The sequence below is a fragment of the Cupriavidus sp. GW822-FHT03E04 genome (assembly GCF_058801495.1).
This window is the reverse complement of record NZ_JBXANI010000019.1, coordinates 137,031-151,815: the sequence shown is the minus strand read 5'-3', so window position 1 is coordinate 151,815 and position 14,785 is coordinate 137,031. Positions and strand designations below refer to the sequence as shown.

The 14,785-nt window shown below is 65.8% G+C and carries 12 protein-coding genes; 7 read left to right on the top strand and 5 right to left on the bottom strand.

All coding sequences use genetic code 11. The annotated features are described in order from the left end of the window. Positions 1-21 precede the first annotated feature (21 nt). Complete coding sequence (locus AC1RQC_RS26560; protein WP_492372804.1) at positions 22-1,653, top strand: PepSY-associated TM helix domain-containing protein; 1,632 nt, start codon at positions 22-24, stop codon at positions 1,651-1,653. Positions 1,654-1,713: 60 nt separating this feature from the next. Here the strand turns inward: AC1RQC_RS26560 and AC1RQC_RS26555 are convergent, their stop codons facing one another. The 5 genes from AC1RQC_RS26555 to AC1RQC_RS26535 all read right to left on the bottom strand — a co-directional run bounded on the left by AC1RQC_RS26555 (position 1,714) and on the right by AC1RQC_RS26535 (position 7,313). Continuing rightward, the gene (locus AC1RQC_RS26555) at positions 1,714-2,940 is read right to left on the bottom strand and encodes a cystathionine beta-lyase (protein WP_492372803.1); all 1,227 of its coding nucleotides are present in this window, start codon (positions 2,938-2,940) and stop codon (positions 1,714-1,716) included. A 106-nt stretch (positions 2,941-3,046) separates the two neighbouring features. Continuing rightward, a complete protein-coding gene (locus AC1RQC_RS26550) occupies positions 3,047-3,688 on the bottom strand; it encodes a hypothetical protein (protein ID WP_492372802.1) in 642 nt (213 codons plus the stop codon). Positions 3,689-3,737: 49 nt separating this feature from the next. Further along, on the bottom strand, positions 3,738-4,922 hold the full coding sequence (bktB, locus tag AC1RQC_RS26545; RefSeq protein WP_492372801.1) for a beta-ketothiolase BktB: 1,185 nt from the start codon (positions 4,920-4,922) through the stop codon (positions 3,738-3,740). A 103-nt stretch (positions 4,923-5,025) separates the two neighbouring features. After that, the gene (gene rimO / locus AC1RQC_RS26540) at positions 5,026-6,405 is read right to left on the bottom strand and encodes a 30S ribosomal protein S12 methylthiotransferase RimO (protein ID WP_052494509.1); all 1,380 of its coding nucleotides are present in this window, start codon (positions 6,403-6,405) and stop codon (positions 5,026-5,028) included. A 233-nt stretch (positions 6,406-6,638) separates the two neighbouring features. Beyond that, a complete protein-coding gene (locus tag AC1RQC_RS26535; RefSeq protein WP_492372800.1) occupies positions 6,639-7,313 on the bottom strand; it encodes a TetR/AcrR family transcriptional regulator in 675 nt (224 codons plus the stop codon). Between the two features lie 125 nt (positions 7,314-7,438). On the opposite strand from AC1RQC_RS26535, the gene AC1RQC_RS26530 reads away from it, so the two are divergent. The 6 genes from AC1RQC_RS26530 to AC1RQC_RS26505 are packed head-to-tail and all read left to right on the top strand — an operon-like array spanning position 7,439 to position 14,672. Beyond that, complete coding sequence (locus tag AC1RQC_RS26530) at positions 7,439-9,247, top strand: ABC transporter ATP-binding protein (protein ID WP_492372799.1); 1,809 nt, start codon at positions 7,439-7,441, stop codon at positions 9,245-9,247. After that, positions 9,241-11,007: an ABC transporter ATP-binding protein gene (locus AC1RQC_RS26525; protein WP_492372798.1), complete on the top strand. Its 1,767-nt coding sequence runs from the start codon at positions 9,241-9,243 to the stop codon at positions 11,005-11,007. Before AC1RQC_RS26530 ends, AC1RQC_RS26525 begins: the two co-directional genes overlap by 7 nt. Continuing rightward, positions 11,007-11,948, top strand: coding sequence for an ABC transporter permease (locus AC1RQC_RS26520; protein ID WP_492372797.1), 942 nt, complete (start codon positions 11,007-11,009; stop codon positions 11,946-11,948). The genes AC1RQC_RS26525 and AC1RQC_RS26520 overlap by 1 nt, the downstream gene beginning before the upstream one ends. Continuing rightward, positions 11,945-12,895 carry an iron chelate uptake ABC transporter family permease subunit gene (locus AC1RQC_RS26515; RefSeq protein ID WP_492885088.1) on the top strand — a complete coding sequence of 317 codons (951 nt, stop codon included), beginning with the start codon at positions 11,945-11,947 and terminating at the stop codon, positions 12,893-12,895. Before AC1RQC_RS26520 ends, AC1RQC_RS26515 begins: the two co-directional genes overlap by 4 nt. Further along, complete coding sequence (locus AC1RQC_RS26510) at positions 12,892-13,668, top strand: iron ABC transporter ATP-binding protein (RefSeq protein ID WP_492372795.1); 777 nt, start codon at positions 12,892-12,894, stop codon at positions 13,666-13,668. The genes AC1RQC_RS26515 and AC1RQC_RS26510 overlap by 4 nt, the downstream gene beginning before the upstream one ends. Beyond that, positions 13,665-14,672, top strand: a complete 1,008-nt coding sequence (locus AC1RQC_RS26505; RefSeq protein ID WP_492372794.1) for a siderophore ABC transporter substrate-binding protein — start codon at positions 13,665-13,667, stop codon at positions 14,670-14,672. The genes AC1RQC_RS26510 and AC1RQC_RS26505 overlap by 4 nt, the downstream gene beginning before the upstream one ends. Positions 14,673-14,785 lie beyond the last annotated feature (113 nt).

The window sequence follows — 14,785 nt, the reverse complement described above, 5'->3', positions numbered from 1 at the left end:
CCGGCGCACCAGGAACCCCGCATGAAAGCCACAACCCTGCGCTTGTACCAAACCCTGCACACCTGGGTCGGCCTGATGGCCGGCTGGGCCCTTTTCATCGCTTTCTTCGCTGGCGCGATCACGGTCTTCCACGAGGAACTGCACGCCTGGCAATCGCCGCAGCGCACGGCCGCGCATAGCCCGGCCGCCCAGCCGGCCAACCCGGCCGCGCTCGACCACTTCATGCAGGCCCTGGTGGCGGCGCATCCCAAGAGCGCAGCCAGCGCCTACGTCACGTTGCCGACGGAGCACGAGCCTGGCTTCACGGCCTACTGGCAAGACCAGGCCGGCGAGTGGCACACCACAACCTCCGCCAAGCTTGACGGGGGCAAGACCACGCCCAAGGACACCGCGCTCGACACGGCGCCCGAAGAATTGGCAGCATTCATCAACAGCCTGCACTACACGCTCGGCGTGCCGGTGGCCGGCAGCTACTTCATGGGCGTTATCGCGGTGCTGTATGGGCTTGCGCTGGTGTCGGGCGTGCTGCTGCACCTGCCGCGGCTCAAGCCGGACCTGTTTGCCATCCGGCCGGGGCGCAACCTCAAGCGCTTCTGGATGGATGCGCACAACGTCGTCGGCCTGTTCAGCCTACCCTTCCACCTGGTGTTCGCCATCACCGGCGCGGTGCTATGCCTTGGCTTGGTGCTGGCGATGGTGTTCAACGTCATGGCCTTCGATGGCAAGCTGTCCGAGGCGTTGCCGCGCCTGACCACCGCCTCGCCAGAACTGAAGGCATCAGGCCGCGCGGCACGGCCCCTGCCGGCCGCTACGTTGCTGGCGGCGGCGCGCGCCAGCGCGGGTGAGCGGTTCACGCCGCTGTCGGTGCGCTATCAGCACTACGGCGACGCCAACGCGCTGATCGAGATTCGCGGCGACAGCGCACGCGTCCTTGGCAACTACGGGTCGGTTTCGGTGCACGCTGCCGCCGGCCAGCCGGACAGTGGCAGCGTGCTGGCGGACCAGACCGCCGCCGGGCGCGACAGCAACCACGCCATCTTCAGCATGATCTACGCGCTGCACTTTGGCACCTATGGCGACTTGGCCCTGCGCCTGGTCTACCTGCTGGCGGGACTGGCGGGGGCCTTCCTGTTCTATTCCGGCAACCTGCTGTGGATCGAATCGCGCCGCAAGACCCGGCAGCAGGCGCAGCCGCGCGTGCACCGCCTGCTGGCGCAGGCGACGGTCGGCGTGTGCATCGGTTGCTGCATTGGCGTGGCGGCAGCCTTCTGCGGCGCCCTGCTCTGGCCCGCGCGGGCTTCCAGCTACACCTACTTCCCGGTCTTTTTCGCGGCGCTTGGATGGGCCCTGATGCGTGCGCCGGCACGCGCCGCGATCGAGTTGCTGTGGGCCGCGGCCGTTGCCGCATTGCTGGTGCCGCTGGTCAATGCGCTGGTAACGGGGGACTTCCTGTGGCGCGCCGCGCTGGCCGGGCACTGGGCCGTGGCGAGCTTCGATATCGGTGCGCTGGCGCTGGCCTGTGGCTTTGCCGCGCTGGCCCGGTTGACGCAGCGCCGTGCGCGCAACGGCCCGCCAAACTCGGTGTGGGCCATGCAAGGGAAGCCTCGCTCTAATGTGGCGGACGCTGCCGCGGCGGGATCGACGGCTGGCTAGGGCGGCAACAAGGCAAAAAAAGGGCCGCCTCGGACAGTGTCCGGGGCGGCCCTTCTTATTTCATGCCACCAGTTGCAATTCCATCGCGCCGCGCAGGTCGGCGATCAGGTCGCGGGTATCTTCCAACCCAATATAGAGGCGCACCAGCTCGCCGGCGTTCTCCCAGCCAACGGGCGGCCAGCTGCCTTGGGGCCGCATGGTCTGGACGTGGTACGGCACCGCCAGGCTATGCGCGCCGCCCCAGGACCAGCCGATCGCGAACAGGCGCAAGGCCTCGACAAAGGCATCGACCTGGGCACGCGTGTAGCGCGCATGCAGCACGATCGAGAACAGGCCTGTGGCGCCGCTGAAATCGCGCAGCCAGAAGTCGTGGCCGGGGCAGTCCGGCAGCGCCGGGTGCAAGACCTTGACCACTTCCGGGCGTTGGTTCAGCCACTCGGCCACTTCGCGCGCGGCGCGGTCGTGCGCCGCCAGCCTGACCGGCATGCTCGGCAGCGAGCGCAGCACCAGGTAGCAATCGTCGGCCGACACGCCCCAGCCCATCAGCATGCGGGCGCGCTTGATGCGGTCATGGAGTTTGTCGTCGGTGGTCAGCACAGCGCCCATCAGCACATCGCTGCCGCCCGACTGGTATTTGGTGAGCGCCTGCACCGAGATGTCGATGCCCTTGTCGAACGGTCGGAAATATACGCCGGCGGACCAGGTGTTATCGATGGCGGTGAGCACCCCGCGCGCCTTTGCCGCGGCCACGATGGCCTCGGTGTCAGGGATCTCCATCGTCACCGAGCCCGGCGACTCCATCCAGATCAGGCGGGTGTTGGGACGGATCAGCCCGGCAATGCCCGCCCCGATCATGGGGTCGTAATAACGGACGGAGACGCCGAAGTCCCGTGCCAGCCATTCGCCGTGCTCGCGATTGGGGCCGTAGACGTTATCCGGGACGAGCACGTCGTCGCCCGACTTGACCAAGGCGAAGTAGACCTGCGAGATCGCGGCCAGCCCCGACGGCAGCAGCAGCGTATGGCGCGCGCCTTCGATCAGCGCGAGGTGCTGGCACAGCGCCTCGCTGGTGGGCGTGGCATGCAGGCCATAGCGCCAGTAGGTCGTGGCACCGTCGCCATGCGCGCGCAGCTCCGCCAGGTTGCGGAACACCACGGTGGAGCCACGATGGGTAGCTTGGGAAAACGAGGCGAAGCCCGGCGCGATATCCAACTCTGGCTGGACGGCCACGGTCGCCAGGTAGGCGGGTTGGGAAGCGGGCTGCTCGGGTGGCTGGCGGTCGGACACGGCGATTCCTTGTCTGGCGATAACTCGATGAACGTTCGAGCTTACCAGCATTCGGGTGCGCGTTGGCCTACCTGGCGAGCCTGCCCCTGTCCACCCCGGCTTGACGCTACCGGCCGGAAATCGAGGACTTCGGTGCGGGCGGGGCGTAGGTAATGCCGCTGTTGGGGGTCATGTCAAAGGGCGGGATCACCAGCACGCCCAGTGGCCGGATCATGAAGGGAAGCACGATGGCCGGGTTGACCGGGTCGGTCCAGTTGCCGTGCACGATACCGGCACCGTCGATGGTGCCTTCCCAGTTGCCCGTGACGTGCGTGCCGTCATTGGACTCCTCCATCAGGAAAGCGCCGTTCTCGAATTCGCCGGCCAGCAACCGCACGCCGCCAGCACGGCCAACGCTGTACTCACCGCGCACGCTGTCGCGCTCGTCGGGCTTGGGGCCCAGGCGCAGGCGCACCGGCTGGTCCCCGAGCGTGCCCACGTAGACCGGCAGCGCAGCGTACTCCGGTCGCGGCGCGAGCGCATTGGGCGCGGGCCCGGTTGAAAGCTGCGCACCGCGCCGCGCCTCGCCCTCGCGGATGGCCTGGTTGATCCCGAAACCCTGTACCTGGCTGGCATCGCTGGCGGCATTGGCGGTGCCGGGCGTGGCGGTGGACAGCTCGGTGGCGCCGGCGGCCAGCGCGGCGCCGGCCAGCGTTGCCGCGGCCAGCCCGGCTGCCAGAGACAGGGAGACGGGAAGTGACAAGGACATGGACAAAGGCAAAGGCAGAGTCGCTACGCGCCGCAAGGCAGCCTCAGGTTCAGAGTCGTTCGAAAATCGCCGCAATGCCCTGGCCACCGCCAATGCACATGGTCACCAGTGCATAGCGGCCTTGCACGCGTTGCAGCTCGTACAGGGCCTTGACGGTGATCAGCGCGCCGGTGGCGCCGATCGGGTGCCCCAGGGAGATGCCCGAGCCGTTCGGGTTGACCTTGGCCGGATCGAGACCGAGTGCCTTGGTGACCGCGCAGGCTTGCGCGGCAAAGGCTTCATTGGCTTCGATCACGTCGAGATCGGCCACGGTCAGGCCAGCACGTTCCAGCGCCTTCTTGGTGGCCGGCACGGGGCCGATGCCCATGGTCTTGGGATCGACGCCGGCATGCGCATAGGAGACCAGGCGCGCCATCGGCTTGAGGCCGCGCTTCTCGGCCTCGGCGCGCTCCATCAGCACCACCGCGGCAGCGGCATCGTTCAAGCCCGAGGCGTTGCCCGCGGTTACCGTGCCGTTCTCTTTGACGAAGACCGGCTTGAGCTTGGTCATGTCTTCCATGACCGCGTCGTGGCGCACGTGCTCGTCGGTGTCGAAGGTCACGTCGCCCTTGCGGCCCTTCAGCGTGACCGGCAGGATCTGGTCCTTGAAGTGGCCGGCGCGGATCGCCGCCGATGCGCGCCGGTGCGATTCCAGCGCGGCTTCGTCCTGCTGGTTGCGGGAGATGTCGTATTCCTTGGCCACGTTCTCGGCAGTGACGCCCATGTGGATGCCGTGGAACGGGTCATGCAGCGCACCTAGCATCATGTCGAGCATCTTGGCGTCGCCCATGCGTGCGCCCCAGCGGGCCGACTGCGCCAGGTACGGTGCGCGGCTCATGCTCTCCGCGCCGCCGCCGATGGCCACATCGGCATCGCCCAGCAGGATGGTCTGCGCGGCGCTGACGATGGCCTGCAAGCCCGAGCCGCACAGGCGGTTGACGGTCAGGGCCGGCGCGTCGATGGTGACACCGCCCTCCACTGCCGCCACCCGGCCAAGGTACATGTCCCGAGGCTCGGTCTGGATGACGTTGCCGAACACCACATGGCCGACGTCGTCTCCGCTGACCTGCGCGCGGGCCAGCGCTTCGCGCACGACCATGGCGCCCATCTGGGTCGGGGAAAGATCCTTCAGGCTGCCGCCGAAGGTACCGATTGCGGTCCGAACGCCGCTCACCACCACCACTTCACGTGTCATTTTGTGTCTCCTGGGCTGATGTTGCAGCGCACAGTATAGCGGCGCGCACGCCAAAACGAACGATCGTACTTTTACCTATCCGGACCGATGGCTGCTACCAGCCTCAGACTTCGCCCCACAAGTCGTGGCCATCCGCGCCGGTGATCTTCACCGAGACGAATTCGCCGACCTTGTAGCGCGGCGCGCCCTGCGCCGGCGGGTCGATATAGACCAGGCCGTCGATCTCCGGCGCGTCGGCCGACGAGCGGCCAATGCCACCGTCCTGGTTGATCTCGTCGACCAGCACGCGCAGGGTCTGGCCGACCTTGCGCTGCAGGCGTCGGGCGGACACTTCCTCGGCCACTTCCATGAAGCGGGCGCGGCGCTCTTCGCGGACTTCGTCGGGCAAGGCGCCCGGCAGGTCGTTGGCCGTGGCGCCGTCCACCGGCGAATAGGCGAAGCAGCCCACGCGGTCCAGTTCCGCTTCGGCGATGAAGTCCAGCAGCGTCTGGAACTCTTCCTCGGTCTCGCCGGGGAAGCCCGCGATAAAGGTACTGCGGATGGTCAGCTCGGGGCAGATCTTGCGCCAGGCCCGGATGCGGTCCATGGTCTTCTCGGCGTTGGCCGGGCGCTTCATGCGCTTGAGCACATCCGGGTGGGCGTGCTGCAGCGGCACGTCCAGGTAAGGCAGCACGTGCCCTTGCGACATCAGCGGAATGATCTCGTCGACGTGCGGGTACGGGTACACGTAGTGCAGGCGCACCCAGGCGCCGTACTTGGCAGCCAGCTCACCCAGCGCGCCGACCAGCTCGGTCATGCGCGTCTTGAGCGGGCGGCCGTCCCAGAAACCGGTGCGGTACTTCACGTCCACGCCATAGGCGCTGGTGTCTTGCGAGATCACCAGCAGTTCCTTGACGCCTGACTTGAACAGGTTCTCGGCCTCCAGCATGACTTCCGCCACCGGGCGCGAGACCAGGTCGCCGCGCATCGACGGGATGATGCAGAACGAGCAGCGATGGTTGCAGCCCTCGGAGATCTTCAGGTAGGCGTAATGCTTGGGCGTGAGCTTGATGCCGGCGGCCGGCACCAGGTCCATGAACGGGTCATGCGGCTTGGGCAGGTGCGTGTGCACGGCCTGCATCACCTCGCCCAGCGCGTGCGGGCCGGTCACGGCCAGCACCTTCGGGTGCACCGACGTGATGATGTCCTCACCCGCGGCGTTCTTCTTGGCGCCCAGGCAGCCGGTGACGATCACCTTGCCGTTCTCGGCCAGTGCCTCGCCGATCGCATCCAGGCTTTCCTGCACGGCTTCGTCGATAAAACCGCAGGTATTGACGACCACCAAGTCGGCGCCGTCATAGGTGCCGCTGATGGCGTAGCCCTCGGCGCGCAGCTGGGTAATGATCTGCTCGGAATCCACAAGTGCCTTTGGACATCCAAGGCTTACGAATCCCACATTTGGAATATGGTCTTTCTTGATCGTTGATTCTGAAGGGTTTTTCACGGTTACTTCCAAATGTGGAGCGAGCGGGGCGGGACATGGCCACCCGGCGGTTCAAAGCCAATCGCGCATTTTAACCGCTCGCGGGAGTTTGCCGGGGCCTCATGGCAGACATGAACATGGCCGGCCGTTTGCGGCTGCAGGCTATCGCGCGGGCCAATGCCGCCTACGACGTCCGGTCAAGACCCAACGCTTCGCTGGCATTCGAGCGGCGTGGGCCTGGCGTTTCGCAACGCCTATGACTTGATCCGCAATGCCGAGCTGTCACGGTGGGCGTCTTCCTCCAGCATGGCAAGCGCGCCGACGATGAGCGCGTGCATGCCCTGAACAAGCTCCGCCTCCATCTCGGCTTCTTCCGCCGCGCGGTCCGCCTCCACAAGGGGTTCTCGGCCTGCTACCGAATACACCGTGTCGGCCACGGCAATGCAGTGGAATGCGACCGTCGCAAGCAGCCAGCGTGCCTGTTCCTTCGAGATGCCGTAGGCATGCGCGATATGGCTCTGGTGCCCGTCGATTTTGGCGAGCATGGGCTGTGTCGCAGCCAACCTGCGGATCACGTACGGCGTCAGCCCAGGGTGTGCCTTGACGAACTCCCGTACCGATGTGGTGAACGCGATCAGGTAATCCTTTAATCCGCCACGTCCCTTGCCGCAAGCCTGCGGAATCTGCCAGCGGCTGAAGATCTCCTCAGCGACCAGGCGCTTGAGTTCCTCAAGACTCGGCACATGCTTGTAGAGCGCCATATGGCTGACCCCGAGTGCGGCAGCGACGCCGACGAAGGTGATGTTCGGCAAGCCGATCTCGATGCCCGCGTCGGCGATCCGTTCGCGCGTGATGGTACGAGGGCGCCCGCGCGCCGAAGGTTGTTGTGGCGATTTCATCTTTGTTCCTTGATCGCTGGTGACAGCCATGTAGCCGCCTTGCCAGCCTTTCGTCAATTAGTTTATAGTCATGCAACTAATTATCATTTCGATTCACGGGACTCCTCCATGACCGCCCCATCCCACCTTTCTGAATCTCTGGACGTCTCTTTTTCATGAACACTCGTGACGCGGCTGCGGCCAAACCCAAGGGACCCGGACCGCTCAGCCAAGTATTGAACCCCATCCGTGGGCAACTGATCGCCGCCGCGGCACTGGCCGGCGTGGGTGCCATGTTCACGCTGGTGCCGCTGGCCGGCATCGCGCATATCGCGAAGATCGTCCTCGGCGGCGCCGACATCGCGGCAGCGGCACGCACGCAAGTGCAGGGCGAAGTCTGGTGGACCGTCATTGCCAGCGTGGTGAGCCTGTTCGTCGGCATGGCGCTGGTGTCCGCCGGGGAACTGACCGCCCATCTGGCCGACAACCGCATCACCCATCACCTGCGCCTGGCGGCCGCGCAGCGGCTGGCCCGCGTGCCGCTGGGCTGGTTCACCAGCCGCGCATCGGGCGAGGTCAAGCAGGCGATGCAGGACGACATCGGCACGCTGCACAGCCTGACCGCGCACTTTTACACGACGCTAGGGCGCACCGTCGGCGCCATCCTGATCTCGGTCATCTACCTGTTCGCGATGGACTGGCGCATGGCCATCGTCTCGATCCTGCCGTTCCCGGGCTTCTTCCTGTTCTTCGGCAGGGCCATGAAGGCCAGCGGGGCGAACATGAAGGCATTCGTCGACGGGCTGGGGCGGATCAACAACGCGGTAGTCGAGTTCGTCAACGGCATTCCCGTGGTCAAGTCCTTCGGGGCCAGCGGCAAGGCGCACGGCGGCTACCGCGAGGCAGTCGATGCCTTCGCCCAAGCCTTTGTCGGTTTCACCCGTCCCCTCGTGGGCTCGATGGCCAACGCCAACGCGATGATCGCGCCGGTGGCGGTGCTGGGCGTGGTGCTGGTCTTCGGCACGCTGTTCGTTAGCCTGGGCTGGATTACCCCAGTGGACGTGCTGCCGTTCGCTCTGGTGGCACCGGGCCTCTGCGCGCCGTTGCTGCTGCTGCACTACATCATCCATGACCTGAACCATGCCACCGGTGCCGCCCAGCGCGTGCAGGCGCTGCTGGAGACGCCTGTGCTGGAGCAGCCGGCGCCCGATAGGCGGCAGTTGCCCACGGGTACCGAAATCCGCGTTGAGCACGTCGGTTACGCCTACGACGCACAGAACAAGGTGCTGTCGGACGTCAGCTTCACCCTCAAGCCCGGCACGGTGACCGCCATCGTCGGCGCGTCCGGTGCTGGCAAATCGACCCTGGCCCGGCTGCTGCTGCGCTTCTTCGACCCGACCGATGGGCGCATCACGCTCGGCGGCGTGGATTTGAGGCATATCGAGACCTCGGATCTGTACCAGCGCATCGGTTTCGTGCTGCAGGAGGTGCGCCTCATCCACGCCAGCGTACGCGAGAACATCGCGCTGGGCCGGCCCTCGGCCAGCCGGCAGGAGGTCGAGGACGCCGCGCGCGCCGCGAACATTCATGAGCGCATCCTGGGCCTGCCGCGCGGCTACGACTCGATGATAGGCGAGGACGCGCTGCTCTCCGGTGGCGAGCAGCAGCGCGTGAGCATCGCCCGTGCCGTGCTGCTCGATCCGTCCGTGCTCGTGCTCGACGAAGCCACCGCGGCCGCCGATGCCGAGAACGAGGTGGCGATCCAGGACGCGCTATCGCGCTTCGCGCAAGGCCGCACGCTGCTGATCATTGCACACCGGCTCGACACGGTGATGCACGCCGACCACATCATCGTGATCGAGAACGGCACGATCCACGAGCAAGGCCGCCACGCCGAGCTGATCGCGCGCAAAGGCCGCTATGCACGGCTATGGACGCTGGGCGGCTACGAAGAACCCCAGGAGCTGGCGGTGCCGTCATGCTGAAAACCTTCATTCGATTGCTGGGCGACGATGCGCACGTCTTGCGCCGCTACGCCTGGATGGCCGTGTTCCATGGCCTGCTCAGCGGGCTGACCATCACCACGCTGGTGCCCATTCTCAGCCGCCTTCTGGCCGGCGATACGCGCGGCGCGGCGCTGTGGCTCATCGTGCTGCTGGCCGGCATGACGGCCTGCTGGGGCTGGCGGCGCAAGGTGGAGAAGGCCGGCGTGCGCGTGGGGGTTGCCGTCCTGCAGGGCGCGCGCCAGCGGATCGGCGACCACGTTGCACGCCTGCCCGTCGGCTGGTTCACGCCGGAGAACAGCGCCCGGCTTGGCCATGTCATCACGAACGGCATGATGGCAGTGGCCCAGCTTCCCGCACACGTGCTCACGCCGGTGATCAGCGGCGCCGTGACACCGGTGGTGATCGTGGCCGCGCTGTTTGCGCGGCACTGGCCGATGGGCCTGATCGCGCTGGCGGCGCTGCCGATCCTGATCGGCACGTTCCTGATCGCCGCGCGCCTGGGCCGGCGCGCCGACCACACCTTCCATCGCCACTTCGCCCACACCAGCCAGCGCATGGTCGAGTTCGCCCAGGCCCAGTCGGCACTGCGCGCATTCAACGGTGGAGGCGGCAGCACGCGCTTGCTTGAACAGGCCATCGACCAGCAACGCCATTCCGGCACGCGGCTGATCTATCTGTCGGCGGCGTCCACGGCGCTCAACGCCTGGGTCGTGCAGGCCGTCTTCGCCGCGTTGCTGATCGCCGCCGCATTGTGGCTCAACGCCTGCCTGGGCGGCGCGCTGGAAGCGGACTCGGTCGTCGCCGTCATCGTGGCCCTGCTGCTGGCCAACCGCTACATCGATCCGCTGCTGGACGTGGCCGGCTATGGCGATGTCCTGCGCGGCGCGCGCGGCCAGCTCGACGCGGTGCGCGAGATCCTTGCGGTCAAGCCCTTGCCGGAACCGGACCAGCCGCAGGCACCGCGTGATGCGTCGATCGAGCTGCGCGAGGTGAGCTTGCGCTACACACCGGATCAACCCGATGTGCTGAAGGGCGTGAACCTGCGCATCGAGCCGGGCAGCATGACCGCGCTGATTGGCGCCTCCGGGTCGGGCAAGACCACACTGGTGCGGCTGATCGCACGCTTCTTCGATGTGAGCCAGGGCAGCGTACTCGTCGGTGGCGTGGACGTGCGGCAGATGTCCAACGCGCAGTTGGCCGGCCAGATCAGTCAGATCTTCCAGGACAACTACCTGTTTGCGGGCAGCATTGCCGACAACATCCGCATCGGCAAACCCAATGCCAACGATGTCGAGATCATGCAAGCTGCGCGGCAGGCCGGCGTGGCCGAGATCATCGAGCGCCTGCCGCAGGGCATCGACACCCCGGTCGGCGAAGGCGGCGCACGCCTGTCGGGCGGTGAGCGCCAACGCATCGCCATCGCCCGCGCGCTGATCAAGGACGCGCCCATCCTGCTGGTGGACGAAGCCACCGCCGCGCTGGACGCGGAGAACCAGGCCGCCATCGCCGAGGCGCTGGCGCGTCTGCGCGGCAAGCGCACGCTGATCGTCATCGCGCACCAACTCTCGACGGTGGCAATGGCCGACCAGATCGTGGTGCTCGATGGCGGCAAGGTCGTCGAGCAGGGTTCGCCCGCGCCATTGCGCGCGAGCCAGGGGCGCTACGCGCATTTCCTGGCCCAGCGCCGGGCCGCCAGAGGCTGGCGCATCGCGGCGGCGTCGAACGGAGACCGACGCTGATGCGCGCACATTGGCTTGGCTTGTTCGCCATCCTCTGCGGCGCCTCGCTGCTGGTCGGTGCCCGGCAGCTGGCGTGGTCGCAGGTATTCTCGCTGTCGGGCGATGCCTGGCTGACGATGACGGCCAGCCGCCTGCCCCGCCTGGCAGCGCTTGTTCTGACCGGCGTAGGCCTGTCCGTCTGCGGCGTGATCCTTCAGCAGATCGTCCGCAACAAATTCGTCGAGCCGGCCACCTCGGGCGGACTGGATGCGGCCAAGCTCGGCATCCTGGTGTCGATGACGCTGGCGCCCGCCGGCGGCCCGATGGGCCGGATGCTGTTCGCGCTGGTCTTCTGCTTCGCCGCGAGCCTGGTCTATGTGGCGATCATCCGCCGCATCAAATTCAAGAACACCGTCCTCGTGCCGGTCATCGGCCTCATGTACGGCAGCGTGCTCAGTGCCGTGGCCGAGTTCTACGCCTACCGGTACAACATCCTGCAAAGCATGCAGGGCTGGCTGCTCGGCGATTTCTCCAAGGTCGTCCAGGGCAACTACGAGATCATCTACCTGATCCTGCCGATCGTCGCGCTCACCTACCTGTATGCGCACCGCTTCACCGTGCTCGGCATGGGCGAAGGCATGGCCACCAGCCTGGGGCTGAGCTATTCGGCAACGGCGGCGCTGGGCCTGATGCTGGTGGCGGTCACGGTGTCGGCCACGGTCATCACCGTCGGCGCGATCCCCTTCGTCGGGCTGGTCATCCCCAACCTGGTCGCGCTGCATCACGGCGACAACCTGGGCCGGACGCTGCCCATCGTCGCGCTGGGCGGCGCGTCGCTGCTGCTGGGGTGCGACATTCTCGGCCGCCTGCTCATCTACCCGTTCGAGGTGCCCATCGGCCTGACCGCAGGCAGCGTGGGCGGCGTGCTGTTCCTCGTGCTCATCATCTGGAAGAAGCAATGAGGCGCGCGGCCCCCCGATATGCCCTCTGGATGGTGGTCCTCGCCTTGGCCGCGGCTTTCGTCCTCGTGCGATCCGGCTTCGACCTCGACTACGTCATTCCCAAACGGCTCGCCCGGCTGGCCGCCATCGTCATCGGCGGAATCTGCGTCGCCTTCTCCTCGATCACGTTCCAGACCATCGCGGGCAACCGGATTCTGACGCCGGCGATCATGGGATACGAGGCGGTCTATCTGCTGTTGCAGTCGCTGCTGATCCTGGCCATGGGCACGCATGGCCAGGTGGTACTCGGCCAGAGCGGCAACTTCTTCCTCTCCATCCTGTTGATGCTCGCCTATTCGTGGGCCATCCATCGGTGGCTTTTGCGCAACGGCAGGTACAACGTGTATTTCCTCCTCCTGCTGGGACTCGTGCTGACCATGGTGATCGGCACTGTCACACAGTTCGTCCAGCTCAGGATCAGCCCGGGCGAGTTCGCCGTTCTCCAGGGCTTTGGCTACGCATCCTTCAACAGGGCACAACCCGAGCAGTTGCTCTATTCGGCCCTTCTGGTCGCGGCCGTGTGCCTGCCAGGGCTGAAGACCCTGCCGATCCTCGACGTGCTCTCGCTGGGCCGCGACCAGGCCATTTCCCTAGGGGTCGATTACCAGCGGTACGTGAGGCTCTACTTCGCGCTGATCGCGGCTCTCGTGGCGGTCTCGACCAGCCTGCTCGGGCCCACGGCCTTCATGGGGATCTTCGTGGCGAACATCGCCTATGCGATGGCCCGGACTTCCAGGCATCGGGTCACGCTGCCCATCGGCTGCGCGATCGCCATCGGCATCTTCATCGTGGCCCAGCTCCTGGTCGAACACGTTTTCAACTACAAGACCACCGTCAGCATTCTCGTCAACCTGGTGTGTGGCGCGTATTTCCTCGCGCTGATGGCTCGCACCCGAGGCACCGCATGATCACCGTTCACAACCTTCACAAGGCCTACGGCGCCAAGACCGTACTTTCCGGCGTCAGCGCGCAATTCCCGGCGCAGCGCGTGACGTCTCTCATCGGCCCCAACGGCGCAGGCAAAACGACGCTGCTGCTGATGATCGCGCGCCTGTTGGAGCCGACCCAGGGCGACATCCTGATCGGGGATCGCAGGGTTTCAAGCATCGGCATCAGCGAATACGCCAAGCACGTCGCCACCTTGCGCCAGGCGCCCGACTTCAACCTGCGCCTGACGGTCGAGGAACTCGTCGCTTTCGGGCGCTTCCCCTACAGCCGCGGCGCGCTCACCCCCAAAGACCACGACGTGATCGACGAGGCCATCGCGTTCCTGTCGCTGCAAGCGCTGCGCGGGGCCTACATCGACGAACTCAGCGGAGGGCAGCGCCAGATGGCCTTCCTGGCGATGACCATTGCCCAGCAGACGAACGTTCTGCTGCTGGACGAGCCACTCAACAACCTCGACATGAAGCATGCCGTCCAGATCATGCGCGCGCTTCGCCGCTTGTGTGACGAGCACGGGCGCACCGTGATCCTGGTGATCCATGACATCAATTTCGCGGCCAACTACTCCGATCACATCGTCGCATTGAAGGGCGGCATGGTTCGCTTCTGCGGCCCCGTCGTGGAGGCTGTGACCGAGACACGGCTGCAGGAACTGTATGGACTGGACTTCGAAATCGTGCGCAGCGATCGAGGATGCGTATGCAACTACTTCAATCCATCAGGAAAACTGAAATGACCCGGAATCACAGAAACAGGCGTTGGGCGTTAGCCCTGCTGATGGCCGCAACCGTCGCGGTACAGGGGTGCGGCCGGAAACCAGCCGAACCGCCAAAGGCAACCGCACAGCCGGATTCTGCCAGCCGGCCCCCGCAGGAAGCGTTCGCGCCCGTCACGGTTCAGCACAAGCTGGGAACGACCGTCGTCGAGCACCTTCCGCAACGCGCGGCGGCCCTCGACATGAATGAAGTCGATTTCCTCGACCAACTGGGTGTCCCTGTCGTTGGCATGCCGAAGGATTTCGTCCCGCACTTCCTCGCCAGGTACAAGGACGCCCCGGACGTTCAGGATCTGGGCTCGATCGTTCAGCCCAATCTGGAGCGGGTTCATGCCGCCAGGCCTGAACTGATCCTGATCACCTCGCTCCAGGCGAACCACTACAAGGAATTGAGCGAGATCGCTCCGACGATTCATTTCGATGTGGACTACCGGGATAGCGAGGTCAAGCACATCGAGGTCATCAAGGACCACCTCATGACCCTGGGGCGAATCTTTGGCAAGGAAGGCCTCGCCCGCCAGAAAGCGGCTGAACTGGACGCCAAGGTCGAGGAGGCCAGGCGCATGACCCGGGGCCGTCTCGAGAAGGCGCTTGTCGTTCTGCACAACAACGGCGCCTTCAGTTCCTTTGGCGTGCATTCCCGTTACGGGTTCGTCTTCAATGCCCTGGGCGTGAAACCGGCCAGCCCGACTGTCGAGACCGGCCTGCATGGCCAGCCGATTTCCAGCGAATTCATCCAACAAGCCAACCCCGACATCATCTTCGTGGTGGACCGGACGGCCGTCATGGAGCGCCGTCCGGTCATGGACGCCGGGAGCATGGGCAACCCGCTGCTGCGCCAGACCAACGCCTGGAAGAACGGCCGTGTGGTCTTCGTTGATGCTGAAGCTTGGTACGTCACCGCCGCCAGCCCGACCTCTTTGAAACTCGTGATCGACGACGTCATCAAGGGCTATCAGCACTGATTTGTTCCAGGGCCTGTCCCTGGCCCTAAGCCAAAAACGTAATGATTCGTATTCGCCATAGCTTTCTCACTCGCAAGACGTGCTGAGAACCAACCCGATCTCAACTGAAAAGA

Bases quoted from the DNA above. Each gene is read 5' to 3' on its own strand.
- AC1RQC_RS26515 (WP_492885088.1), top strand. From the start codon at position 11,945: ATGAGGCGCGCGGCCCCCCGATATGCCCTCTGGATGGTGGTCCTCGCC.
- AC1RQC_RS26505 (WP_492372794.1), top strand. From the start codon at position 13,665: ATGACCCGGAATCACAGAAACAGGCGTTGGGCGTTAGCCCTGCTGATG.
- AC1RQC_RS26550 (WP_492372802.1), bottom strand. From the start codon at position 3,688: ATGTCCTTGTCACTTCCCGTCTCCCTGTCTCTGGCAGCCGGGCTGGCC.
- AC1RQC_RS26560 (WP_492372804.1), top strand. From the start codon at position 22: ATGAAAGCCACAACCCTGCGCTTGTACCAAACCCTGCACACCTGGGTC.
- AC1RQC_RS26535 (WP_492372800.1), bottom strand. From the start codon at position 7,313: ATGGCTGTCACCAGCGATCAAGGAACAAAGATGAAATCGCCACAACAA.
- AC1RQC_RS26510 (WP_492372795.1), top strand. From the start codon at position 12,892: ATGATCACCGTTCACAACCTTCACAAGGCCTACGGCGCCAAGACCGTA.
- bktB (WP_492372801.1), bottom strand. From the start codon at position 4,922: ATGACACGTGAAGTGGTGGTGGTGAGCGGCGTTCGGACCGCAATCGGT.
- AC1RQC_RS26530 (WP_492372799.1), top strand. From the start codon at position 7,439: ATGAACACTCGTGACGCGGCTGCGGCCAAACCCAAGGGACCCGGACCG.
- AC1RQC_RS26520 (WP_492372797.1), top strand. From the start codon at position 11,007: ATGCGCGCACATTGGCTTGGCTTGTTCGCCATCCTCTGCGGCGCCTCG.
- AC1RQC_RS26525 (WP_492372798.1), top strand. From the start codon at position 9,241: ATGCTGAAAACCTTCATTCGATTGCTGGGCGACGATGCGCACGTCTTG.